Origin of the sequence: Nisaea sp., assembly GCF_017640745.1 — a bacterium.
In the GTDB taxonomy this organism is placed as follows: domain Bacteria; phylum Pseudomonadota; class Alphaproteobacteria; order Thalassobaculales; family Thalassobaculaceae; genus Nisaea.
This window is the reverse complement of the sequence record NZ_JAEPQA010000007.1, coordinates 82,539-104,214: the sequence shown is the minus strand read 5'-3', so window position 1 is coordinate 104,214 and position 21,676 is coordinate 82,539. Positions and strand designations below refer to the sequence as shown.

Annotated in this window: 19 protein-coding genes; 6 read left to right on the top strand and 13 right to left on the bottom strand. The window is 65.4% G+C overall.

Annotated features, from left to right (window positions below; translation table 11 throughout):
• The first annotated feature begins 36 nt into the window (after positions 1-36).
• Complete coding sequence (locus tag JJ959_RS07350) at positions 37-960, top strand: hypothetical protein (RefSeq protein WP_292881525.1); 924 nt, start codon at positions 37-39, stop codon at positions 958-960.
• Between the two features lie 4 nt (positions 961-964).
• The gene (locus tag JJ959_RS07345) at positions 965-1,315 is read left to right on the top strand and encodes a DUF6614 family protein (protein ID WP_292881522.1); all 351 of its coding nucleotides are present in this window, start codon (positions 965-967) and stop codon (positions 1,313-1,315) included.
• On the opposite strand, the gene JJ959_RS07340 is transcribed toward JJ959_RS07345, so the two are convergent.
• Positions 1,312-3,636: a DUF3604 domain-containing protein gene (locus tag JJ959_RS07340; RefSeq protein ID WP_292881518.1), complete on the bottom strand. Its 2,325-nt coding sequence runs from the start codon at positions 3,634-3,636 to the stop codon at positions 1,312-1,314. The two genes, JJ959_RS07345 and JJ959_RS07340, sit on opposite strands and share 4 nt — an antisense overlap.
• A gap of 240 nt (positions 3,637-3,876) precedes the next feature.
• On the opposite strand from JJ959_RS07340, the gene JJ959_RS07335 reads away from it, so the two are divergent.
• Complete coding sequence (locus tag JJ959_RS07335; protein WP_292881514.1) at positions 3,877-4,617, top strand: sulfite exporter TauE/SafE family protein; 741 nt, start codon at positions 3,877-3,879, stop codon at positions 4,615-4,617.
• Here the strand turns inward: JJ959_RS07335 and JJ959_RS07330 are convergent.
• Positions 4,614-5,039, bottom strand: a complete 426-nt coding sequence (locus JJ959_RS07330; protein ID WP_292881511.1) for a VOC family protein — start codon at positions 5,037-5,039, stop codon at positions 4,614-4,616. The two genes, JJ959_RS07335 and JJ959_RS07330, sit on opposite strands and share 4 nt — an antisense overlap.
• A 68-nt stretch (positions 5,040-5,107) precedes the next feature.
• Here JJ959_RS07330 and JJ959_RS07325 point away from each other — a divergent pair, with 68 nt between their 5' ends.
• Positions 5,108-5,707: a TetR family transcriptional regulator gene (locus tag JJ959_RS07325; RefSeq protein ID WP_292881509.1), complete on the top strand. Its 600-nt coding sequence runs from the start codon at positions 5,108-5,110 to the stop codon at positions 5,705-5,707.
• On the opposite strand, the gene JJ959_RS07320 is transcribed toward JJ959_RS07325, so the two are convergent.
• The 5 genes from JJ959_RS07320 to JJ959_RS07300 all read right to left on the bottom strand — a co-directional run bounded on the left by JJ959_RS07320 (position 5,697) and on the right by JJ959_RS07300 (position 14,319).
• Positions 5,697-7,772 (bottom strand): methyltransferase domain-containing protein, encoded by a 2,076-nt coding sequence (locus JJ959_RS07320; RefSeq protein WP_292881506.1) that lies wholly within the window; start codon positions 7,770-7,772, stop codon positions 5,697-5,699. The genes JJ959_RS07325 and JJ959_RS07320 overlap by 11 nt on opposite strands.
• A gap of 45 nt (positions 7,773-7,817) precedes the next feature.
• The gene (locus tag JJ959_RS07315) at positions 7,818-11,156 is read right to left on the bottom strand and encodes an error-prone DNA polymerase (RefSeq protein ID WP_292881503.1); all 3,339 of its coding nucleotides are present in this window, start codon (positions 11,154-11,156) and stop codon (positions 7,818-7,820) included.
• Positions 11,157-11,187: 31 nt separating this feature from the next.
• Positions 11,188-12,804, bottom strand: coding sequence for a DUF6504 family protein (locus JJ959_RS07310; RefSeq protein WP_292881501.1), 1,617 nt, complete (start codon positions 12,802-12,804; stop codon positions 11,188-11,190).
• 102 nt (positions 12,805-12,906) lie between these two features.
• Positions 12,907-13,389 carry a PilZ domain-containing protein gene (locus tag JJ959_RS07305; RefSeq protein WP_292881499.1) on the bottom strand — a complete coding sequence of 161 codons (483 nt, stop codon included), beginning with the start codon at positions 13,387-13,389 and terminating at the stop codon, positions 12,907-12,909.
• Between the two features lie 159 nt (positions 13,390-13,548).
• The gene (locus JJ959_RS07300; RefSeq protein ID WP_292881496.1) at positions 13,549-14,319 is read right to left on the bottom strand and encodes a hypothetical protein; all 771 of its coding nucleotides are present in this window, start codon (positions 14,317-14,319) and stop codon (positions 13,549-13,551) included.
• A 90-nt stretch (positions 14,320-14,409) separates the two neighbouring features.
• On the opposite strand from JJ959_RS07300, the gene JJ959_RS07295 reads away from it, so the two are divergent.
• On the top strand, positions 14,410-14,844 hold the full coding sequence (locus JJ959_RS07295; protein WP_292881493.1) for a PaaI family thioesterase: 435 nt from the start codon (positions 14,410-14,412) through the stop codon (positions 14,842-14,844).
• 15 nt (positions 14,845-14,859) lie between these two features.
• Here JJ959_RS07295 and JJ959_RS07290 read toward each other — a convergent pair whose 3' ends face one another.
• From JJ959_RS07290 to JJ959_RS07270, 5 genes are all read right to left on the bottom strand, one after another.
• Entirely contained in the window at positions 14,860-16,476 is a 1,617-nt protein-coding gene (locus JJ959_RS07290) for an ABC transporter ATP-binding protein (protein WP_292881490.1), read from the bottom strand.
• Positions 16,473-17,366: an ABC transporter permease gene (locus JJ959_RS07285; RefSeq protein ID WP_292881487.1), complete on the bottom strand. Its 894-nt coding sequence runs from the start codon at positions 17,364-17,366 to the stop codon at positions 16,473-16,475. Before JJ959_RS07285 ends, JJ959_RS07290 begins: the two co-directional genes overlap by 4 nt.
• On the bottom strand, positions 17,366-18,310 hold the full coding sequence (locus JJ959_RS07280; RefSeq protein WP_292881603.1) for an ABC transporter permease: 945 nt from the start codon (positions 18,308-18,310) through the stop codon (positions 17,366-17,368). The genes JJ959_RS07285 and JJ959_RS07280 overlap by 1 nt, the downstream gene beginning before the upstream one ends.
• A gap of 116 nt (positions 18,311-18,426) precedes the next feature.
• Positions 18,427-20,007 carry an ABC transporter substrate-binding protein gene (locus tag JJ959_RS07275; RefSeq protein WP_292881484.1) on the bottom strand — a complete coding sequence of 527 codons (1,581 nt, stop codon included), beginning with the start codon at positions 20,005-20,007 and terminating at the stop codon, positions 18,427-18,429.
• 174 nt (positions 20,008-20,181) lie between these two features.
• Positions 20,182-20,808 carry a cation transporter gene (locus JJ959_RS07270; protein WP_292881482.1) on the bottom strand — a complete coding sequence of 209 codons (627 nt, stop codon included), beginning with the start codon at positions 20,806-20,808 and terminating at the stop codon, positions 20,182-20,184.
• Between the two features lie 79 nt (positions 20,809-20,887).
• Here JJ959_RS07270 and JJ959_RS07265 point away from each other — a divergent pair, with 79 nt between their 5' ends.
• Entirely contained in the window at positions 20,888-21,358 is a 471-nt protein-coding gene (locus JJ959_RS07265; protein WP_292881479.1) for a helix-turn-helix domain-containing protein, read from the top strand.
• On the opposite strand, the gene JJ959_RS07260 is transcribed toward JJ959_RS07265, so the two are convergent.
• Positions 21,355-21,597, bottom strand: coding sequence for a hypothetical protein (locus JJ959_RS07260; protein ID WP_292881476.1), 243 nt, complete (start codon positions 21,595-21,597; stop codon positions 21,355-21,357). The two genes, JJ959_RS07265 and JJ959_RS07260, sit on opposite strands and share 4 nt — an antisense overlap.
• Positions 21,598-21,676 lie beyond the last annotated feature (79 nt).

The window sequence follows — 21,676 nt, the reverse complement described above, 5'->3', positions numbered from 1 at the left end:
GGCGGCAATCGAACCGGATTTGGGGCGAAGTCACAAATGTCGATCGAAACCGTAATCTGCACTGCCTCAAACAAGAGCTTCTCATCTCTCTTGGTTCAGCTTCTGCAATCGATCCGCACAAAGCCCCGTGGCGGCGAAGTTGCGATCGGTGTCCTCGATCTGGGCTTGCCCGCCGACAAGCGCGCGGAAATCGACAAATTCGCAGATCACATAGTTGAACCGGTTTGGGATTTTTCATTTCCACTGATCGTGGATGGTGTGCCGCGTACTGCGGACGAAAAGTTCCTTGCAAATAACCGAGGATACATGGCGATGACCGCGCGCCCGTTCCTCAACGACCACTTCCCTGGATACAAGACATACATCTGGATCGATGCGGATTGTTGGCTTCAGGATTGGACGACAATGGAATGGTTGATAGACGGAGCTGCAGACGGGTCTCTTTGCATAGTCCCTGAAATGGATCGATCCTATGTTCACACCTACGATCACGGCGCGATGAACCGTTGGTTCAACAAGAATATTCAGGCTTTCTTCGGCAAGGAGACGGCGCGTCAGATGTGGAATTTTCCGCTGCTCAATTCCGGCGTTTTTGCGCTGCTCGGCAATTCACCGCTTTGGACAAAATGGCGAGCCGCCCTTTCCGAGGGGCTGCATAAAGCCACCGATTTCTATGCCGAACAATTCGGCCTTAACAAGGTCGTCTACGGAGAAAACTTTCCCCGCAAAATCCTGCCGGCTACCTGCAATTGGCTGGTCAACCGGGGACAGCCGCTCTACGACGCGGAAAACGGATTGTTTGTCGAACCGAATCCTCCCTATCGGCCGCTTGGCATCGTTCACCTTTCGGGCGATTCAAAATCCAAGGTACATAGCCTGCGAGCTCTGCGTTCAAACCGAATTCTACAAACGCATCTGCGATACGACCCGAAGCGCTACGACCTGAAGGTCAAAGGCTAGTTTGATGGATTTCTACCACATCTACTGCGATCTGAAGCCCGAAGTGAAGGATATCGAATTTGCGGATTCCGTCCAAAGCTACTTCGCCTATCTGAAGGACCAGGGCCTGATCGAAGACTCCCGCATCACCCGGCGCAAACTCGGGCTCGGACCCGCGGACGGAACCGAGTTCCACATGTGGCTCGAGACCCGCGACCTCGCCCAGCTCGACGCCGCCTTCGCCCATGTCTCGAGCCGGAGCGAGCCGGTCGAGAGTTTCCATCACGCGGTGAACTCGAAAGTCCAGAACGTCCGCTTCACGCTCTACCGCGACTTTCCCGACGCGCAGCGCGAGCGCGGCCAGGAGAAGTTCTAGCGGTAGACATAGATCGGGCTGGTCCAGGCCCTGGTCCCGTCCTCCTGCTCGACCCGGATGAAGATCGGGTTATCGCCCTCGGGCTTCAGGTCGATCTTCCGGGTGAACGAGAAGGAGGTATGAGGGTTGTTATCCGGCAGCCGGGTGAGCTTCAGGAAGCGCGGCAGCTCACCCGAGGCGTCGAAGATTCTATCCTCATAACCGATCCCCGAGACCAGCACTTCCGTCTTCACAAGTGGCGTGTCGATCCTGAGACTGCCGGCCTTCCGCTCCCTCAACCGGATGTCCGCTCCCCCGAAATTACCGGTGGTCAGCGCCTTCCAAGCGAGCGCGGTCTCGCTCACGCGATCGAATGTCTTGTCCCGGTTAAAGAAGTTCACCGGCGTTACGCTTTCCACGGCGTTGCCTGATATTTCCGCCGTGCCGTCCCAGATCACCTCGCGGAAACGGCCTCGATATTCCGCGCCCTCCCAGTGCAGTCGGATGCGTGATCCGAGATCCGTCTCCGCATAAGGCCGTACGGTCTCGACCAGTTCGAGACCGTTGAAGATATCGACCCGGATGATCGGAGAGTTGCTGTCGACAGCGACGGAGAGCTCCATCCCGCCTTTCGGCAGATGGACGATATCGCCCATGGAGGCCTCGTGGGTGAGGCTCGGGGCGCTGTCCATGATCTTGGGATCGTCATGGTAGAGCGCGCCCTCCCCCTCGAACCAGCCCTTGAGACGGATCACCATCCGCCCTCCGTCGCCACCGGTCGTGCCGTAATGCCGGCGCTTGCGCATGCAATCGAGCAGCGCCTCCCGGCTGAGCTCCGCGGTGCTGAAGCAGGTCAATCCTCCGATTGCGCCGAATTTGCCGGCACCGGGATAGCTCGCCCCTGGACGGCCCTTGTGGCCGTCCGAATTACAGACCACGCCGACCCGATAGCCGAGCCTGAAGGCATCGTCCAGCAGCCATTCGAACGTGCCCCAGGAGGAATGCACCTCAACCGACTTTTCGAACCGTCCGTCATGGGCGACGGCGATATCGGCATAGCGCCCGCCACAATGGGCGTAGCAGACCACGTCATGCTCGCCATGCTCATGGAAGGCCTCGAACAGCCTGGCCGCCGTCGTACAGTCGTGGTGCGCCGTGCTGCGGTCCTCGATCAGCGCGTGGGAGGACCGGCGAATGGTGCGTCCTTCGTTCGGAAAGAAGACATTGCGGTCACCACCGAGCGCTGTATTGCCGGACCATTCGTAGCCCGGCATGGCGACAAACCGTCCCGGCTCGTCGAACTCTGCGGTGATCCGGTTCAGCTCGGCCCAGAATTCGTCGGTGATCTGGAAATCGTTGCCCTGGTGCCCGCAGGCGTCGACCCAGGCCTTGTCGCGCGCGAAGGCGAAATAGTCCCGCGCGCTGCCGGTGCCGATGGTCTCCTCCGACTGCCCGTGCAGATCGGCCCAGTAATGCACGAGATCGGTCTGCTCGACGATCAGCGGATTGGTCCGGGCGACGACCCGGCCCTCCCGGTTCCTGACCGCAACGGAAACCCGACCGGGCGCCGTCACGCGGAGACCGGAAACGGTGGTGGTGAAGCTGCCTTCCACCATCTCGACCGTCTCCGGCAGTCCCTCGATGTCGCCTTCCGCCTCGAGACGGAAGGTGCCGGAGCATCGGTCCGACGGATTGCCCCACCTGTCATTGCCCTTGAGCTTCAACTCGAAGCGTTCTCCGGGACGGCGCAGGGTCGGCAGCGCGGCGGAATAGCTTTCCGGCGCACCGGGCACGATCGCGATTTCCGGCTGCACCGGAAGGGTCTGGAAGTTGAAGGTCGCGATCGGGTCGACCAGCACGCGGAACTCGAAACTTTTCTCGCAGAAGGTCTGCAGCCGCATCCCCGGCCCACCATGGTCGGTCACGCCGAAACGGATGGTGATGGTGTCGCCTTCCTTCAGGTAGCCCTTCACGACCTTGATCCAGAGCGTGCGGTCCCAGGGCCGGACATTCGCTTTTTGGTCCCAACGGACTTGCAGCACCGCGCCGTTCGAGGCCTCGACCGTGCAGTAGTTCGCGCCCATCGGATCGTCGAACTGCGGATTGCCCTGATCCGAGGCGAAGCGGAAGCAGACGCGCAGACTGCCGGAATCGTCGATCCCGAAAGTTCCCGCCGTGTAGACCAGCGTAAAGGAGGCGTAGGAGCCCGCCTCGAAACTTCCGGTCGGCGAAAGTTCGGCCCGGCCGAGATCGCTTTCGGCGATCGGCGCCAGGATCACCCCGCTGTTCATATCCTCCCAGGGACGGTTGCCATGCCCTGCCGTCGCTGCCTGTTCGTTCATCGCAAGCCTCTTTGATGATGGGCCACCTCGACACCGGTCCCGGTCGACCGGAGCTCTACAGCGTAGCAGAACCAAGGCAAGCGGCAGCACCCGTTTAGCGGACGGTTCTGATGCCGCTCCGCGACCTATCCGTCCCGCCTTTCCACCAGCCGGTCAACGCAATGCTGGCAGGTCCGGCGGTCGCGTCCTACAAGGACGGTCCCGTCCCCGTTCCGGCATGTCCGTGGAGCGCCCCTGACCGTGGAACACGAACTCGCCTACTACGCAATCGTCGCCCTCGGCGCTTTCGCCGGTGCGCTGGCGACCGGTCTCGCGGGATTTGCCTTCGGCATCACCTCGCTCGGGATCTGGGCCCATGTGCTGAGTCCGGCCGAGGCGGCGCCGATGGTGATCATCTGCTCGCTGCTCATCGTGCTCGGCACCATCGGCGCGATCTGGCGGGCGATCGATTTCCGCTCGGTCTGGGTCTTCCTGGTCGGCGGCCTGATCGGCGTGCCGGGTGGCGTCGCGCTCCTGCCTTATGCCGATCCCGGGCCGTTCCGGATCTTCGTCGGCGCGACGCTCATTCTTTATTGCGCCGCCTTCATCATTTCCGGGCGCATGCCGGCGATCACCGGCAGATACCGGGTGATCGACGCTCTGGTCGGCTTCGGCGGTGGGGTGATGGGCGGCTTTTCCGGTCTCTCCGGCGTATTGCCGACGATCTGGTGCAGCCTGATGAAATGGCCGAAGGACCGCCAGCGCGGCACCTTCCAGCTTTTCAACGGTGCAATGCACAGCGCCAGCCTGACGCTCTACATCGCGCAGGACCGTCTGCCGGAGAATATCCTGACCCTGCTCGGCGCCTCGGCGCCGGCGATGATCGTCGGCACCGGCATCGGCTTCGCGCTCTACCGCCGGATCAACGACGCCCAGTTCAAGAAGATCCTGCTCTGGATGCTGGGCGCGTCCGGGATCGGTCTGCTCATCCCGGCGCTCTAGGACGGGACGGCATCCGGCGCGTACTGGGCGAGAAACTCCGCGCTTGGCGGGATCGGAGTGATGACGTCGATCAGCACCCCGTTCGGATCCTGCGTGATGAAATGGCGCTGCCCGAACGGCTCGTCACGGAGCGGCAGGAGAACCGGCAACCCCGAAGCCTCCGCCCGGGCATATTCCGCATCCACGTCCTCAACTTCGAAATTCAGGATCAGTCCGGCCGTGCGCCCTCTTCCGCTTTCCGGAACGGTTTCGTGATCGCCTTTCAAAATGGCAAGGTTCACGCCTTCGTCCTCCGCGGACTGAAGATGGACATACCAGTCACTCTCAAACGCGGCTCGGAAGCGAAAACGATCCCTGTAGAATCGCGCGGTTTCCGCGACGTCGCCGGTCAGGATCACCGGATAGAACTGCGTGCATTTCATGGCTTTGTCTCCGATCGGTTTTTACATACACTGTGCATGTAAATTCAATAAACATACAGGCTGTATGTATGCAAGATAAATCCGGACGACGCTCCAACCGCGAACGCACGGAGGAAACCCGCGCGGCTCTGCTCGCGGCGGGACGGGGGCTTTTCGTCGAGCAGGGCTATGCCGGGACAGGCACGCCCGAGATCGTGAAAGCGGCGAACGTCACCAGGGGCGCGCTCTATCATCACTTTCGGGACAAGGAGGACCTGTTCCGCGCCGTCGTCGAGCAGGAGGCGAAGACGGTCTCCGCGGAGATCGAACGGTCCGCAAACCGGGCAAAGTCGCCGCTGGCCGCCCTGAAGGAAGGCTCCAAGGCCTATTTCGACGCCATGGCCGCGCCCGGCCGGGCGCGCCTTTTGTTGCTCGACGGCCCCGCCGTGCTTGGACCGGAGGAAATGTCGTGCATCGATAGGGAAACCGGCGGCGGATCTTTGCTGGACGGGCTAGCGGCACTTTTTGGAGAAGCCGCCGACGGAAAAATGGAAGCCCTGGCGGACATGCTTTCCGCCGCCTTCGATCGGGGCGCCCTCGCGATTGCCCATGGCCGATCCCTCAGCGACTACGAGACCGCCATGAACCGGCTGCTCGATGCCCTGGCCGGGACCAGCCCTAGGGCTTGATCAGCCAGAAACGGTACATCTCGGAAAAAGCCCAGGGCATGCCACGTTCAAAGGCGTCGACCTTGTCCCAGTCCCGTACCTCCACATCTTCAGGAAACTGCGTCCGGTAACTCGCCCTCCGGTCCGCCTGCAGCTCGAAGCCGAGCAGCTCGAGACCGGCCCCCTCCACCAGCGCGTGCAGGCCCGGAACGTCGTACTGATGCTCCTGCACGTGAAAGATCAGGTCGCGGCAGGCGGGACGCGAATAGAAATCCGGCGAGACGAAAAGACCGCCGAGATCCGGCCGGCTCTCCCGAAGCGCGAAGAGGCGCTGGCGGGCGTCGCGAATGCCCTCTGGCGTCGGCTCCAGCCCCCATTCCGCAATCATCTCGCGCGCGGCATTGACGGCGACCCGGCCTCGCCGGCTGTAAAAACCGAGATGCATCACCCCACCCGGACGGAGCAGAGACGCCAGAACCCCGAGCCCCTCCTCGGGATGCTCCATATGGTGCAACACGCCCACCGACTCGATGAAATCGAAATCCGTTCCCAGTTCCGCGAGTTTAAGGATGTCGGCCTGTCCGAAACGGATGTTCCGGAGCCCGAATTCCTCCGCCTTGCAGCGCGCGTAACCGAGGCTCGCCCGGCTGAGATCGACCGCGGTGATAGCGGCATCCGGGTAGCCGGCGGCAAGGGCGCAGGCCTCCTGACCGGTCCCGCAACCTGCGATCAGCACGTCCGGAGTCTCCAGAGCCGCCACAAAGGCCTCCGCCCGGCTCGGGGCCAGCGCCCGCAGGCGCGCGCGCAAGGTCACCGAGCCTTGTGCCGGCGGGCGGGTCCAGCGCGGATAGGGATCTTCCTCATACTGCCGTCCGACCGCTTCTGAGACGCCGGGCGAAAGATCCGTCAGGCGATCCATGCTCTCGGCTGCCGCCCGGACCCGGCGCGGGAAGTCGATATGTCTGTCCCGGAACGCTGCGCAGCCCTCTGGCAGCGCGGGACGCCCGGTCCAGAGCTCGGCGACCGGTTCGTAGCAGGCGAGCAGCATCAGCAGCTCGGGAGCATCGCCCGAGACGGCCGCCACGCGAAGACCTGCACGCACCTGCTTTTCAGCAGGGCTCTCCGCGAGACTGTATTCGTGCAGCAGGCAATGCGCGGCGAGAGCCTGAACCATGTCCTCCGCACCGTCCGGAAACCCGCCATCGGCCCATGCTTCGAGCAGACGCCGGCGAAACGCCGTCAGAAAAGCTTCGAGGCGTTGGTCCGGCAGGATCTCAAGGCCCATCAGTCGCGGCAGGCCGGTTTCCCGGATCAGATCACAGATTTCCTTGAGCGCTCCGTCCGCGCCCGCCGCAAGCAGCATCTCTGCCCGCAGGCAGGTCGGCTCACGCAGGATCAGGGTCGAAAGGGCGCGGACCAGCCCCCTCGGCCGGATCGTCAATGTCTCGACGAGGCCCAGCAGGTCACGGCGGAGCGGACTGTCCTGCCGGTCGGGAACGCCGCCCCGGACGGCGTCCGAGAGTGCGGCGCGCGGGAGCTGTTCCCCCGGAGCGAGGCGCATCGCGCGCCGCTGCCAGCGTATGGCACCCGCACTCTCCCCGGCATCCGCGAGATCGATCCCGGTCTGGCAGGCGAGCTGCCAGTTTTCCGGCACCAGCAACAGGGCCCGTCGGAGCGCCCGGCCCGCCCCCGCCCGATCGCCCGCGTCCCGGCAGAAATGGGTGCGCGTCAGCCAGGCCGCCGCATTCATCGGCGCGTGCCTGAGGCAACGGTCGAGCATCCGGAGGGCGCCATCCCGATCTCCGGCGAGCCAGTGATATTCGGCGGCACCGCGAGCGAGTTCATCCTGTTCCGGCAGAAGGGCTGCGGCACGGCCGTAGGCGCGTGCCGCACAGTGATTGCGTGCCAGTGCGGCAAGAACACCGGCATGACGCACGAGAATGTCGGGAACCGACGGCAGGAAGCAGCAAAGACGTTTGAGATCCGACTCCGACCCGCCCAGCTCTCCAGCCGCACGACGCTGTTCCGCACGCTGCCAAAGGCGGGCGATTTCAAGGCGTTCTCGTTCCGGCAACGTGTCCAGCATGATGCGGCTGAAGATGCACCGGCCCGCCCGGAGCGGCAAGCTTGGTCAGTGGAAATCCCGGCTGACGACGCGCAGGTCCGGCTTCATGTTGCGGGGATGGGTATGCAGCGGGCGCGACGGCTTGATCTGTTCCGGATTGGGTTTCGGAGCAGGCGGCAGTTTCGGGCGCGGCGGCTTCTGACGGTAATCCTCCTGTCCGCGCGCGACCTCGTCGGCATTGGCGATCGCACCCTTGAAACCGGCCTCGTCGACCGTCCCGTCGGTCAGCCAGCCGAGGCGCCAGGTCAGGTCCTCCAGTTTCTCGACCACGACATGCACCACCCGTCCCTCGCGCTGCACCAGGCCGGTGACGCCGAGGAACTTGGCGCCGAGCACGATACGCCGGAAGGCCTCGAACTTGTCCGGCCAGACGATCAGGTTGGCGACCCCGCTCTCGTCCTCCAGCGTGATGAAGATCACGCCCTTGGCGGTGCCCGGCCGCTGGCGCACCAGCACGAGGCCGCCGAGCCGAATCCGGCGCCCGTCGCGAGTGCGCTCCAGATCCTCGCAGCGGATGCAGCCGTCGCCGTCGAGGCTCGGCCGCAGCAGGGCGACCGGATGGGCCTTCAGGGAGAGATGGAGCGCGGCGTAATCCTCCACCACCTGCTCGCCAAGCGGCGCCTCCGGCAGCAGCACCGCCGCCTCCCTCGGGGTGAAAAGCTTCTGCTCCCGCGCCTCGGCGGCGAGGAAGAGCGGCAGCCCCTCGCGGTCCCGTTCGGCCCGTACAGGGCCGGTCACGGCCCGGGCAAGGCCGCGCACAGCCCAGAACACCTCGCGCCGGGCGAGCCCCATGGAGGCGAAGGCGTCGCCGCGCGCCAGCACCTCCAGTACCGCGGGTGTGATCCCGGCACGGCGCCAGAGTTCGCCCGGATCGCCGTAGCCCCGCCCCCGGCAGGCGACGATCAGCTCCGCCTCCTCCTGCCGCATCCCCTTGATCTGCCGGAGCCCGAGGCGGAGCGCCTGCCCCCCCCTGCCGTCAGGTTCGAGATCGCAGTCCCAGCCGCTGCGGTTCACGTCCGGCGGCAGCACGGTGACGCCGTGCTCGCGCGCGTCGCGGACGATCTGCGCCGGGGCATAGAAGCCCATCGGCTGGGAATTCAGCAGGGCCGCAGCGAAGACGGCGGGATAGCGCCGCTTGAACCAGCTCGAGACATAGACGAGGAGCGCGAAGCTGGCGGCATGGCTTTCCGGAAAGCCGTAATTGCCGAACCCCTCGATCTGCCGGAAGCAGCGCTCGGCGAACTCGCGCTCGTAATTCCGCGCGACCATGCCCTCGATCATCTTGCCCTGGAACTGGCCGATCTGGCCGGTCTTCTTGAAGGTCGCCATGGCGCGCCGCAGCCTGTCCGCTTCCGACGGGGTGAAGCCGGCGGCGACGATGGCGATCTTCATCGCCTGCTCCTGGAAGAGCGGCACACCGAGGGTCTTGCCGAGCACGCCGCGCAGTTCCTCGGATGGGAATTCGACCGGCTCGATACCGTCGCGGCGGCGGAGATAGGGATGCACCATGTCGCCCTGGATCGGTCCCGGGCGCACGATCGCCACCTCGATCACGAGGTCGTAGAAGCAGCGGGGGCGGAGCCGCGGCAGCATCGCCATCTGCGCCCGGCTCTCGACCTGGAAGACGCCGAGACTGTCCCCCCGGCAGAGCATGTCGTAGACGCCCGGATCCTCCGGCGGAACGGTCGCGAGGTCGTGGGCGATGCCGTAATGCCGCTGCAGCAGATCGAAGGCCTTCTTCACGCAGGTGAGCATGCCGAGCGCCAGCACATCGACCTTCAGCATGCCGAGCGCATCGAGATCGTCCTTGTCCCATTCGATCACGGTGCGGTCCTGCATTGCTGCATTCTCGATCGGCACCAGTTCGTCGAGCCGGCCACGGGTGATGACGAAACCGCCGACATGCTGGGAGAGATGACGCGGGAAGCCCATGAGCTGACGGGTGAGGTTCATGGTCATGGCGAGGCGCCGGTCGGCAGGGTCGAGCCCCACCTCGCGGATCCGCTCGTCCGCCACCGCGTCGCCGTGCCGGCCCCAGACCTGGGAGGAGAGCAGGCCGACGACGTCTTCGGAGAGCCCCATCGCCTTGCCCACGTCGCGCAACGCGCTGCGCGAGCGGTAGCTGATCACAGTCGCCGCCAGCCCGGCCCGCTCGCGGCCGTATTTCCGGTAGATGTACTGGATCACCTCCTCGCGCCGCTCGTGCTCGAAATCGACGTCGATATCGGGTGGCTCGCCGCGCTCCTCGCTGACGAAACGCTCAAACAGCAGATCGGCGCGCGAAGGGTCGACCGCGGTGATGCCGAGGCAGTAGCAGACCGCGGAATTGGCCGCCGAGCCGCGCCCCTGGCAGAGAATGTCCTGGCTGCGGGCGAAGCGGACCATGTCGTAGACGGTGAGGAAGTAGGGCGCGTAGTTCAGCCGCGCGATCAGGCCGAGTTCGTGACGGAGTTGGGCCTCGACCTTCGGCGGCACGCCGTCCGGATATCGCTCCCCCGCGCCCTCGAAAGTGCGCAGCTCCAGCTCCTCCTGCACGGGGCGGCCGTCCGGCGAGATCTCGTCCGGATACTCGTAAGCCAGCTCGTCGAGCGAGAAGCTGCAGCGCCCGGCGATCTCCACGGTTCGGGCGATCGCCTCCGGCCGGTCCCGGAAGAGCCGCGCCATCTCTCCCGGCGGTTTCAGGTAACGCTCCGCATTTGCATCGAGCCGCCAGCCCGCCTCGTCCACCGAGCAATGCTCCCGGATGCAGGTCAGCACGTCCTGCAGCGGGCGGCGCTCCGGCAGGTGGTAATGCACGTCGTTGGTCGCGACCAATGGCAGTTCCGCCGCGGCGGCGAGTGCGGCGAGGCGCCGGAGTCGTCCGGCATCGTCCCCGTGATAAAGCAGCGTGGCGGCGAGCGAGACGCGGCCGGGGAAGCTCTCCGCCCAGAAGCGGAGATCTTCCGGACGGATAGCGGCCAGATCCTTCGGCGGGATCAGAACCAGATCGTGTCCTTCGGCATAGTCCACCACATCGGCGCGGCGGAGCAGGCAGGCGCCCTTTTCCGCCCGGCGTTTGCCGAGGCTGAGCATCCGGGAGAGCCGGGCATAGGCGGCACGGTCGTGCGGGAAGGCGAGCAGTTCCTCGCCCTCCTCCAGCACCAGCCGGGCGCCGATCAGCAGCCTTATGCCGTGGTTTCTGGCCGCGATATGGGCGCGGACCACACCGGCGAGACTGTTGCGGTCGGCGATGGCGATAGCGGCATGGCCGAGCCGGGCCGCCATCTCCACCAGTTCTTCCGGGTGCGAGGCACCCCGGAGAAAACTGAAATTGCTCGTGACCTGGAGTTCGGCATAGCCCTGCATGGCGCCATCGCGGATCTCTGGCCGGTCGGGATCAGGAGAAGATCCCGTGCAGGAACCAGCCCGGCGCCTCGCCCCGTTCGGCGAGCCCGTCCCGGTAGAGCCAGAACCGGCGGCCGTCCCCGTCCTCGACGCGGAAATAGTCCCGGGTCGACATCGAGGCATCGTCGCTGCCGTCGCGCCACCATTCCGGCGCCAACCGTTCCGGTCCCGCGGCATGGGCGACGCGATAGTCCGCACCGCGCCAGCGGAAGCGGGCCGGCGGATGATCCGGCAGCAGCGCCGTCGCCTCGACCGGCTCCGGACGCCGCATCAGGCGCACCGGACGGGCCGCCCGCTCCGGTGCCGGAGGACGCACATTGGTCCAGGTCAGCGCCTTGCGGCCCGGCCGGCCCACGCTGCGCTTCTCGGCCCGTTCGGGCAGATGGCTCTCGACCGGTTGCAGGCGGTGCACCGCATCGGCGCCCAGCCGGTTCGCGAGCCGGTCGCCGAGATCGATGACCGCGTCCCGGTCCCGCATCTCTGTGCTGCCGAGAGCCGCCTGCACGCCTTCCGCGCGGTCGCCCTCGAGCATCTCCGCCAGCACCATGTCGATGCCGAAACCCGGATCGAGCTTGTCGAAATGCTGCGCCAGCAGCCGGAACAGCGTGTCTGCGTCGCGGCAGGCCCGACTGGTCCCGGCGCTGACCTGCAGCACCTCCCCGTCGACCCGGAAGAAGCGCAGGCGCACCCGCCGGGCGCCGGCCTGTTCGCGCTCCAGACGGCGGCAAAGCGCACCGAGCGTGCGCCGTGCGGCGCCCTCCAGATCCTCGCGGAGCGCGATCGGTTCGGCGAAGGCGATGCGTTCCTGGAACGGCTCCTCCGGCAGCTTCATGTCGAGCGCCGTTGCCCGGTCCCCGAGGGCGCGGTCGAGCGCCTCGATCAGCCCCATGCCGAACCGGCTGGCGAGCGGGGCCCGCGGCTGGTCGAGCAGTTGCGCGATACGGCGCAGCCCGACCCGGTCCAGCGCCTCCACGGTCGCCGGAGAAAGTCCGAGCGCCGCCACCGGCAGTGCCTCGAGGGCCAGCCGGAGCTTTCCTTCCGGCACCAGAGTAAGCAAGGGGGCGGAGAAGCGGGCGACGGCCCGGGCGGCGAGAGGGGCGTCCGCCACCGCGAGCCGTGCACTGAAGCCGAGCCGGTTCAGGGCTGCGAGGCAATCGCGCCCGAGCGCCTGCTCCTCCGTTGCGAGATCCGCCGCGCCCTGGCGGCGAAAGAGATGGGCACATCCGGTGATATCGAGCGTAAGGCCGGCGCTGCCGCCGTCGCCCGCGAAGGGCGCGGCCGTGCTGTCGACGGCGACCATCGGCGTGTAGCGCTGGCACCAGGCGGCCAGGCGTTCCAGCCGCTTGCGGTCCGCCGCGGGATCCGCCTCCGTCACGCCAAGATCCGGAACCATGGCGCGGGCATCGGCCAGCGGACGGCCGACCGCGATCCCCTGGAGCGCCGCCGCCTGATTGACCGCCGCGACGGTCTCCGTGCCGACGAGGCGCCGGGTCAGAACCGCGGGCCGGACATCGCCTGCCATTACAGCCGCAGTATTCCCGTCCGCCTCCCGGCGGCGCCAGTCGAAGGAAAAATCCGGAATGTAGAGATAGAGGAATCGCCGTGCCATTATCCGTCTCCCGCTATGAGCCAGAACATGATGTTCTTGTTTTGTTCTTATTGTCAACACAGCATTGAAACGCGTGCTCAAACCTCTGGAAAGACGGGATTTTCAGGCGCCGCTCAGGCCGAACTGCCAGACCAGCCAGAGCGCGGCGAGGAGACTGCCCCCGACGACGCCCCAGAGCGCCAGCTTGCGCAGCAGGATCCGGCGTCTGGCATCGCGCTGCTGGCGCTCGATCCGCTCGCGCCGCTCGGCCTCGATGGCGCTGAGAAAGCGCAGCAGGGTATCGATGGACTCGCCCTCAAGCGAATGGAACTGGGCGGCAAAACGCCCCCCCTCGTCCGGCCGTCGCACGATATCCGCGCCGAAGGAAAACTCGATCGTCTCGCGCACGCCGCGCCAGTAGATCGTCCCCTCAATCGGCGAGCTCACATGCCCGCCCTCGTCGGGCAGACGGGCGAAAAAGCCGCCGATGGAAATATCGATGAGCGGAATCTTGCGGCCCTGCACGGCGGCATAGGCACCGCTGACGGACCAGCGTCCGTGCCTCCGCCTCTCCTGCCCGATCGCTGCCTCGGCGACAGCACTCATTCCCCAGCCTCCGTTTGCCTCGGCGACAGTCTACACCATCGCCGCCGAGAAAACTGCTGGCGATGATCTTTGCCACATCCCGGAAAGGAAACAGCCGCACAGCATTTTTCAGCACAGAATCAATAGTTACGGCAGATGAAGCCAAATGTACATATGGGGTTACGCGGCAGCGCTTCGTCCCGCCGCGGGCCTCGTTTCCGGCACCTCTTCCGGCACCGGAACGAACTCTTCGGCGTCGCGGAATCGGCCGCCACATGCGTCCCAGAGCAGCTGCCAGGCACCGGACCTGCCACCGCGCAGACGCTCGAGCGAAACCGACCAGGAGGGTTCGAGACTCCCGCCCGAGGGGGCGGCAGAGATGCGCCAGCGGCTCTCCGCCGCCCCGGTCGTGACCGTGCCCGCAAGTGGACGGAGCAGGAAGCCGGTGACACCGCTCGCCTCGGCAGCGAGCTGCAGGCGCCGCTCCGCCACCCTCCCGGCCTCTCCCGGACGCGCCGGACCGAGTTCCGCGACGACGGCGGCGAGCCCGCCGCAGCGCAGCCCCTCCTCCATCGCCCAGAGCCGGTCCGCCTCGTCCCGCGCGCGGACGAACAGTACGCGCTCCGGGTCGAGGCCGAGGACCTTCAGGCCCCAGCCGTAGGGCGTGCCGCCGAACATGTTGGCATCCCGCGCGCACCAGAGGATCTCCCCGCCCCGGCAGGCCGCCGGAGAGGCCAGCAGACGTGTCAGCAAAGCGGCCGCGAAGCCGAAGACGCTGCCGTCGCGCAGCTCGCTGCGGGTCTCGCCGACAAGCTCGTGCACCCGGCCCGCGGGCAGACCGCCGTCCAGATGACCGTCCAGCGCGGCATGGCCGAGCGGAAAGCGCGTCCCCCGCCCCTCCTCGGCGCCGCCGCGCTCAATGGCCCGGACCCGCGCACGCAGAGATGCCAAATCGGCCCGTTGCCCTGTTTCGTCCCTGTGCTTAGGATCGCCCATCCAATCACCTGAATGTTCTTGATTTGTTCTAGGATATCCCTGCTCATGAGTCAATCGGCCGACGTGACCGCCCCGTCCCTCGAAACCATGCTGGGCTTCAACGCCGATATCGGTTTCCGCCTGACCGAATGGGCCGACGGCTACGCGAAACTCGAACTCGACCTGACGGAAAAGCACCTCAACCGCAGCGGCATCCTGCATGGCGGCGTGGTCGCGACGATGATCGACGCGGTCGGCGGCTATTGCGGCGTCTGGGTTCCGGAAGGCTCGGAAAAGAAACGTGCCCTGACCCTCTCTCTCACGACGAGTTTCATGGGCACGACCAAGCAGGGCCGGATCTACGCGACGGCCAAGCGCCGCGGCGGCGGCCGCTCGGTCTTCTTCGCCAGCTGCGAGGTCTACAGTCCCGAGGGAACTCTCATCGCGATGGGCGAAGGGACCTACAAGGCACTCGCCAGCAAGGTGACATCCGCCGGCTGAACCCGCGGGAGTGCACTACTTCGCGAAGGCGACATCCCGGCCCGGCGCGGCGGCGAGCAGCGTGCGGGTATATTCGTGCTGCGGGTTGGCATAGACCTTTGCGGTCTCGCCCTCCTCCACCACGACACCGTTCTGCATCACCATGATGCGGTCGCAGATCTGCGCCGCGACCCGGAGATCGTGGGTGATGAAAAGCATCGCAAGGTCGTAGCGTTCACGCACGTCGTCCAGCAGGTCGAGCACCTGGGCCTGCACCGAGACGTCGAGCGCCGAGACCGCCTCGTCCGCGATCAGCACCTTGGGCTGCATGGCGAGCGCGCGGGCGATGCAGATGCGCTGGCGCTGGCCGCCCGAGAACTGGTGCGGGAAGCGGTCGAGCGCCTCGGCGCTGAGGCCGACGATCTCCATCAGCTCCTTCGCCCGCGCCTCAGCCTCCGCCGCGGAGACGCCGAAATTCATCGGCCCCTCTACGATGGACTGACCGACCGTGCGGCGCGGATTGAGCGAGCGGTACGGGTCCTGGAAAACGATCTGGATGTCGCGCCGGTGCGGCCGCATCGCGCTTTCCGAGATCGTCGCGATATCGGCGCCCTCCACCTCGATATGGCCGGACGTCGGGTCCTGCAGGCGGACGATGCAGCGCGCCAGCGTCGACTTGCCGGAGCCTGACTCGCCGACGACGCCAAGGGTCTCACGCCGGTGCACCACCAGGTTCACGTCCTTGTTCGCATGCACCTCGCGCGATTTCCGGAACAGGCCAACGCCGCCGTAGGTCTTGTTCACCTTCTGCGCGATCAGGGCCGGCGCCGTCTTGTCGATCTCGGCCCGATGGCTCGGCTCCATCGAGGGGACCGAAGCGATCAGCATCTTCGTATAGGGGTGCTGCGGGCGCAGCAGGATCTCGTCACGCGTGCCCTGCTCGACCACCTTGCCTTTCTGCATCACCACGATGCGGTCGGCGATCTCCGCCACCACGCCGAAATCGTGGGTGATGAAGAGCACGCCGGTGCCGTGGCGCTGCTGAATATCCTTGATCAGCTCAAGGATCTGCGCCTGCGTCGTCACGTCGAGCGCGGTCGTCGGCTCGTCGGCGATCAGCAGACCCGGCTCCAGGGCGAGCGCCATGGCGATCATGATGCGCTGGCGCTGCCCGCCCGAAAGCTGATGCGGGTAGCTGTCGTACATCTTCACGTGATCGGGCAGGGAGACGTCTTCCATCACCTCGAGCACGCGGGCCTTCTGCTCCGCCGGAGAAAGCTCGGTATGGATCTCCAGCATCTCACGGATCTGCTCGCCGACCTTGATCACCGGGTTCAGCGCCGTCATCGGTTCCTGGAAGATCATCGCCATCTTCTCGCCGCGGAGACGGCGCATCTCCGCGACGGACTTCTTCAGCAGGTCCTCGCCCTGGAGAATGATCTCGCCCTTGACGGCCTTCACCTCCTTCGGATTGAGGCCCATCGTGGTGAAGGCGGTGACGGACTTGCCGGAACCGGACTCGCCGACCACGCAGACGATCTCCTTCGCCCCGACGGTGAAGCTGATGTCCTCCACCGCGAAGGGACGGTCGGCGCCTTTAGGCAGGGCCACCGAGAGATTGCGGATTTCCAGAACGGGAGTGGAGCCGGTCATGCGCGCATCTTCCTCGCAATACGGGGATCGAGCGTGTCACGCAGCCCGTCGCCGACGATATTGACGGCAAGCACGGTCAGCGCCAGCGCGACACCGGGATAGAAAATGATCCAGGGGGTGAGCTGGAAGTAGGTCCGGCCCTCCGACATGATGTTCCCCCAGCTCGGGATTTCCGGCGGGATGCCGGCCCCGAGGAAGCCCAGGATCGATTCCGTCAGCATCGCCGCACCGCAGATATAGGTCGCCTGCACGATCATCGGCGCGATGGTGTTGGGCAGGATATGACGGATCAGGATGAAGGGCAGCCGCGTCCCGGCAGCGATGGCGGCCTCGACATAGGGCTCCTCGCGGACCGTCAGCACGACGGAGCGCACCAGACGCACGACGCGGGGTACTTCCGGGATGGTAATGGCGACGATGACCGTGGTCAGCGTCGCACCCGAGATCGCGATCATCGCGATGGCGAGCAGGATCGCCGGGATCGCCATGAGCCCGTCCATCACCCGCATGACCGGGGCATCAAGCCAGCGGATATATCCCGCGATCATGCCCGTCACCATACCGATGGCTGTGGCGATCAGGGCGACCGAGATGCCGACGACAAGCGAGATCCGCCCGCCGTGAACCACGCGCGAGAAGACGTCGCGGCCGAGGAAATCGGTCCCGAACCAGAAGGCCGAGGACGGCGCCTTGAGCCTGCTCATCACGTTCTGCTCGGTCGGGGCGACGGTGAAGAACGGACCGATGATCGCGATTGCGACCATCGCCAGCAGCAGCAAGCCGCCCCAGAAGACGGCCTTGTTGCGCAGCACCAGCCTGAGGGTCGAGGGCTGCGTCTTTTCGGAGAGGTCCGCCTCGGCGGAGAGCTCGGGTGTCTCTGCGGCAGCCATCAGTACCGGATCCTCGGGTCGAAGAGCGTGTAGGACAGGTCAATCAGCAGGTTGATCAGGATGTAGATGAAGCTGAAGAACAGGATCAGCCCCTGGATCACCGGATAGTCGCGCGCCAGCACGGCATCCAGCACGAGGCGCCCGAGCCCGGGTATGTTGAAGACCGACTCGGTCACCACGACGCCGCCGATCAGGAGTGCGATGCCGACGCCGATCACGGTGACGATCGGCACCGCCGCGTTCCGGAGTGCGTGATGAATCAGGATCTTCCATTCCGACTGCCCCTTGGCGCGGGCGGTGCGGACGTAATCCTCTTCAAGCACCTCCATGACGGAAGCGCGGGTCATGCGCGCGATCAGGGCGATGAAGATCACGGAGAGCGCCATCACCGGCAGCACCATGTGCCTGAGGAAGGTCAGCAGGCCGTGGTCAAAGGGCGATTTGTAGCCCTGTACCGGTAATATCTTCAGCCACATCGCCAGCACATAGATCAGGCAATAGGCAAGCACGAAGACGGGAACCGAGAAGCCCCCGACGGAAAACAGCATGACCACGCGGTCGACGATCGAGCCCGATTTCCAGGCTGCAATGGTGCCGAGCGGCACCGCCACGGCGACTGCGAAGACGATGGTGCAGAGCGACAGCAGCAACGTCGGCTCGATACGCTGGCCGATCAGTTCGACCACGGATTTCTTCGAGAAGATGGCGGTCCCGAGATCGCCCGAGGCCAGCTGCATCAGCCAGTGCCAGAGCTGTACCGGGATCGGATCGTTGAGGCCGAGCTGGGTGCGGATCCGCTCCACATCCTCGGCCGTCGCGTAGTCACCGGCGATCACCGCCGCCGGATCGCCCGGCGCGAGGCGCAGCAGCATGAAGACGAGGACCGCGACGATTGCCATCACCGGGACGGTCGAGAGCACGCGCTTCAGCACATAGGTCAGCATGGAGATGCTCACTCCTCAAAGCCGTCGCGCGAGATCCGCCCGGAAAGGCGGCCTCGCGGAGGCATTGCAGAGGGGCCGCCCGGGATCAGGCCCGGGCGGCTCCTTCAGATGGGGTATCAGTCGACCGACAGGTTCCAGAAGAACTGGACCGGCGACTTGATCAGGCCCTTCACATTGTTCCGGTAGGCGACCGGAACGAAGAACTGACCAAGCTGACCGGACGCACCGATCTTCCAGAGGCGCTCCTGCACCTTGTGGCCGGCGGCGATCTTCTCTTCCTGGCTCGAGGCGTTGGCGAAGGCGGCGCGCGCCTTTTCCAGTTCCTCGTCCGTCGGCCAGCCGAACCAGCCCTTGGCCGGGTCGCCGGAGAAGGCGATGGCCATCGGGTCGATCACGTCGGCACCGATCCACCAGGTGTGGAAGATGTTCCAGCCGCCCTCGGAAACCGGATCGCGCTTGGCCCGGCGGGAGGTCAGCGTGGACCAGTCCATCGCCTGCATGTCGACATTGAAGCCGGCCTTGCGCAGCTTCTCGCCGGTGATCAGCGTGAAGGCGGAGAGCACCGGGATGTCGGTCGGATGCATGATCACGACCGGCGTGCCGTCATAGCCCGCGGCCTTGAGTGCGGCGGCGGCCTTCTCCGTGTCACCGGTCTTGATGTTCTCGGCGGCGACTTCGGACGCCAGCGGCGTGCCGCACGGATAGACCGAGTAGCAGGTCTTCCAGAACTGCGGATCGCCGATCGCACCCGCCAGGTAGTCTTCCTGCTTCATGGCCATGATCGCAGCCTGCCGGATCTCGACCTTGTCGAACGGCGGCAGCAGGTGGTTGAAGCGCGCGAAGCCGATATTGCCGAGCGGGTCATTGACCTCGACGGTCACGCCTTCCGCCGCGGAAAGCAGCGGCATCAGGTCGGTCGAGGGCTGTTCGAAGTAATCGATCTCGCCGGCGATCAGCGCGTTCATTGCCGTGGTCTGGTCCGGGAAGTAGGTCCAGATGACCTTGTCCACCTTGGCGATCTTGCCGCCGGAGGCCGCGGACGGCGCTTCCTTGCGCGGGACGTAGTCCGCGAACTTGGTGTAGACGACCGTCGAGCCGGGCACCCACTGGTCGGCCTCGAACTTGAACGGGCCGGAGCCGATATGCTCGGAGATCTGCTCGAACGGGTCGGTCGCAGCGATGCGTGCCGGCATGATGAACGGCACGTTGGAGGAAATCTTGCCGATCGACTCCAGAACCAGGCCGTAGGCGGTCTTCAGCTTGAACTGGAAGGTCTTGTCGTCGACCGCGACCATCTCGTCCATCTGCTCCATGAGCTTCTGGCCCATGCCGTCTCGCGCGCCCCAGCGCTTCAGGGAGGCGATCACGTCCGTCGAGGTCACCGGTGCGCCGTCATGGAACTTCAGCCCGTCGCGGAGCTTGAAGGTCCAGACCTTGCCGTCCGAGGAGGTCTCCCAGGTGTCGACCATCTGCGGCTGCGGCTTGAAGTTCTCATCCATCGCGAAGAGCGTGTCATAGATGAGATAGGCATGGTTGCGGGTGATATAGGCCGTCGTCCAGATCGGATCGAGGTTCTTGAGGTCCGCGTGCGGGATGACCCGCAGTACCTTTTCAGCGCTTGCCAGCGTCGGCGCGCCTGCCAATGGCAGGGCCATGGCGACGAGAGCCAGAAGGCTGCGTCGTGTCCAACCAATCATGTTTTTATCCCCTGTTCTGATTTTTACTCGGAGAGCGCGGGGTTGGCCCCGTCTTTACCGGTTAGTGACAATATTTTTTGCATCGCACCATCACCGAGTCAATGAAACCCGGGGTGTCCAAGCACACGTAAAGCGGAAATAGTCTGATCGCGCACAAGCAGCACGAGACACGGATCAGGCCTCCACAGCCCGCATTTCTCCGACGCCCTGGCGGATGATCTGGAACGAGGACCAGCAGAACAGACCGGCCATGATTCCGGCGACGATCAGATCGGGCCAGCCGTTTCCGGTCTGCCAGACACCGGCCGCGGCCAGCACCACGGCGATGTTGCCGATCGCGTCGTTGCGCGAACAGAGCCAGACCGAGCGGACATTCGCATCCCCGTCGCGGAACCGGAACAGCAGGCCGACGCTCGCCATGTTCGCGACGAAGGCGAGCACGCCCACCGTGCTCATGATCGCGGCTTCCGGCACCCCGACCACCAGCACCTGATAGGCCGTCGAGCCGAACACCCAGAGCCCCATGCAGGCAAGCGAAACACCCTTGAAGAGAGCCGCGCTGGCGCGCACTTTCGCCGCCTTGCCGATGACATAGAAGCTGAGCGCGTAGGTCGCGGTGTCCGCGAGGAAGTCGAGCGCGTCCGCCTTCAGCGCCATAGAGCCCGCGCCGAACCCTGCCGCCATCTCGATGACGAACATGGCACCGTTGATCAGGATCACCGCCCAGAGCGCGCGCCGGTAGGCGGGCGACATGCCCTCGAAAACCACATTGTCATGATCGTGACCGCAACAGCCGGACATCGGTCCGCTCCTCGACTTTTCCTTCGATGGGTCCAATATGGGAGCTACAGCGACTGTAGGTTCAAGAGGGAAATCCGCCATGACCCACACCGCCCCGCATTACCCGATCGGCGATCTGGCGAAGCGCACCGGCACCAAGGTGCAGACGATCCGCTATTACGAGAGCATCGGCCTGCTGCCTGAACCGGCCCGGACCTCGGGGAACCAGCGGATCTACGGGCAGGACCAGCTCGACCGGCTGGCCTTCATCAAGCATGCACGCGATTTCGGCTTTCCGCTGGACGCGATCCGCGAACTGCTGGAAATGACCGACCGGCCCGCCGCCTCCTGCGCCGAGGCGGATGCCATCTGCCGCCGGCACCTGACGGAAGTCCGGCGGCGCATCGGCCGGCTGCAGGCGCTGGAGGGAGAACTGAAGCGGATGGTCGAGACCTGCTCGCACGGCACCGTCGCCGATTGCAGGGTGATCAGCGTGCTGTCAGATCATGAGAAATGCTGCGCCGAGGAGCACGAGCCCGTGGAGACCATGCCCTACAAGGCCACGGCCTAACGCTCGTCGTCGGGATCGATCTCGCGCTCGTCGTAGCCATGCTTCGAACTGTAGAAGGCGAGCCACATCAGACCACCGCCGAGCAGCAGCGTGAACACCGAGCCTAAAGCGAGCGCGATGAAGCCATGAATGCTCATCACCGCCTCGCCATCGACCGAGAACCAGAGCTCCCACACACCCCAGAGCGAGAAGCCGAGCAGCGCGAAGAGCGAGACCGCGAGAAGGATGATGTTGCGCATCGTCCGAGACCCTTACGGATTTGACCGATATCAGTTCCGGGCGCACTCTCGCCCGAAACAGCGAAAACGGGAACAGGTC

Excerpts from the sequence above, each read along its gene's own strand:
- JJ959_RS07325 (WP_292881509.1), top strand. The coding sequence starts at position 5,108 with ATGCAAGATAAATCCGGACGACGCTCCAACCGCGAACGCACGGAGGAA.
- JJ959_RS07315 (WP_292881503.1), bottom strand. The coding sequence starts at position 11,156 with ATGCAGGGCTATGCCGAACTCCAGGTCACGAGCAATTTCAGTTTTCTC.
- JJ959_RS07260 (WP_292881476.1), bottom strand. The coding sequence starts at position 21,597 with ATGCGCAACATCATCCTTCTCGCGGTCTCGCTCTTCGCGCTGCTCGGC.
- JJ959_RS07290 (WP_292881490.1), bottom strand. The coding sequence starts at position 16,476 with ATGACCGGCTCCACTCCCGTTCTGGAAATCCGCAATCTCTCGGTGGCC.
- JJ959_RS07345 (WP_292881522.1), top strand. The coding sequence starts at position 965 with ATGGATTTCTACCACATCTACTGCGATCTGAAGCCCGAAGTGAAGGAT.
- JJ959_RS07265 (WP_292881479.1), top strand. The coding sequence starts at position 20,888 with ATGACCCACACCGCCCCGCATTACCCGATCGGCGATCTGGCGAAGCGC.
- JJ959_RS07270 (WP_292881482.1), bottom strand. The coding sequence starts at position 20,808 with ATGTCCGGCTGTTGCGGTCACGATCATGACAATGTGGTTTTCGAGGGC.
- JJ959_RS07280 (WP_292881603.1), bottom strand. The coding sequence starts at position 18,310 with ATGCTGACCTATGTGCTGAAGCGCGTGCTCTCGACCGTCCCGGTGATG.
- JJ959_RS07350 (WP_292881525.1), top strand. The coding sequence starts at position 37 with ATGTCGATCGAAACCGTAATCTGCACTGCCTCAAACAAGAGCTTCTCA.
- JJ959_RS07285 (WP_292881487.1), bottom strand. The coding sequence starts at position 17,366 with ATGGCTGCCGCAGAGACACCCGAGCTCTCCGCCGAGGCGGACCTCTCC.
- JJ959_RS07330 (WP_292881511.1), bottom strand. The coding sequence starts at position 5,039 with ATGAAATGCACGCAGTTCTATCCGGTGATCCTGACCGGCGACGTCGCG.
- JJ959_RS07340 (WP_292881518.1), bottom strand. The coding sequence starts at position 3,636 with ATGAACGAACAGGCAGCGACGGCAGGGCATGGCAACCGTCCCTGGGAG.
- JJ959_RS07295 (WP_292881493.1), top strand. The coding sequence starts at position 14,410 with ATGAGTCAATCGGCCGACGTGACCGCCCCGTCCCTCGAAACCATGCTG.
- JJ959_RS07275 (WP_292881484.1), bottom strand. The coding sequence starts at position 20,007 with ATGATTGGTTGGACACGACGCAGCCTTCTGGCTCTCGTCGCCATGGCC.
- JJ959_RS07305 (WP_292881499.1), bottom strand. The coding sequence starts at position 13,389 with ATGAGTGCTGTCGCCGAGGCAGCGATCGGGCAGGAGAGGCGGAGGCAC.
- JJ959_RS07320 (WP_292881506.1), bottom strand. The coding sequence starts at position 7,772 with ATGCTGGACACGTTGCCGGAACGAGAACGCCTTGAAATCGCCCGCCTT.
- JJ959_RS07310 (WP_292881501.1), bottom strand. The coding sequence starts at position 12,804 with ATGGCACGGCGATTCCTCTATCTCTACATTCCGGATTTTTCCTTCGAC.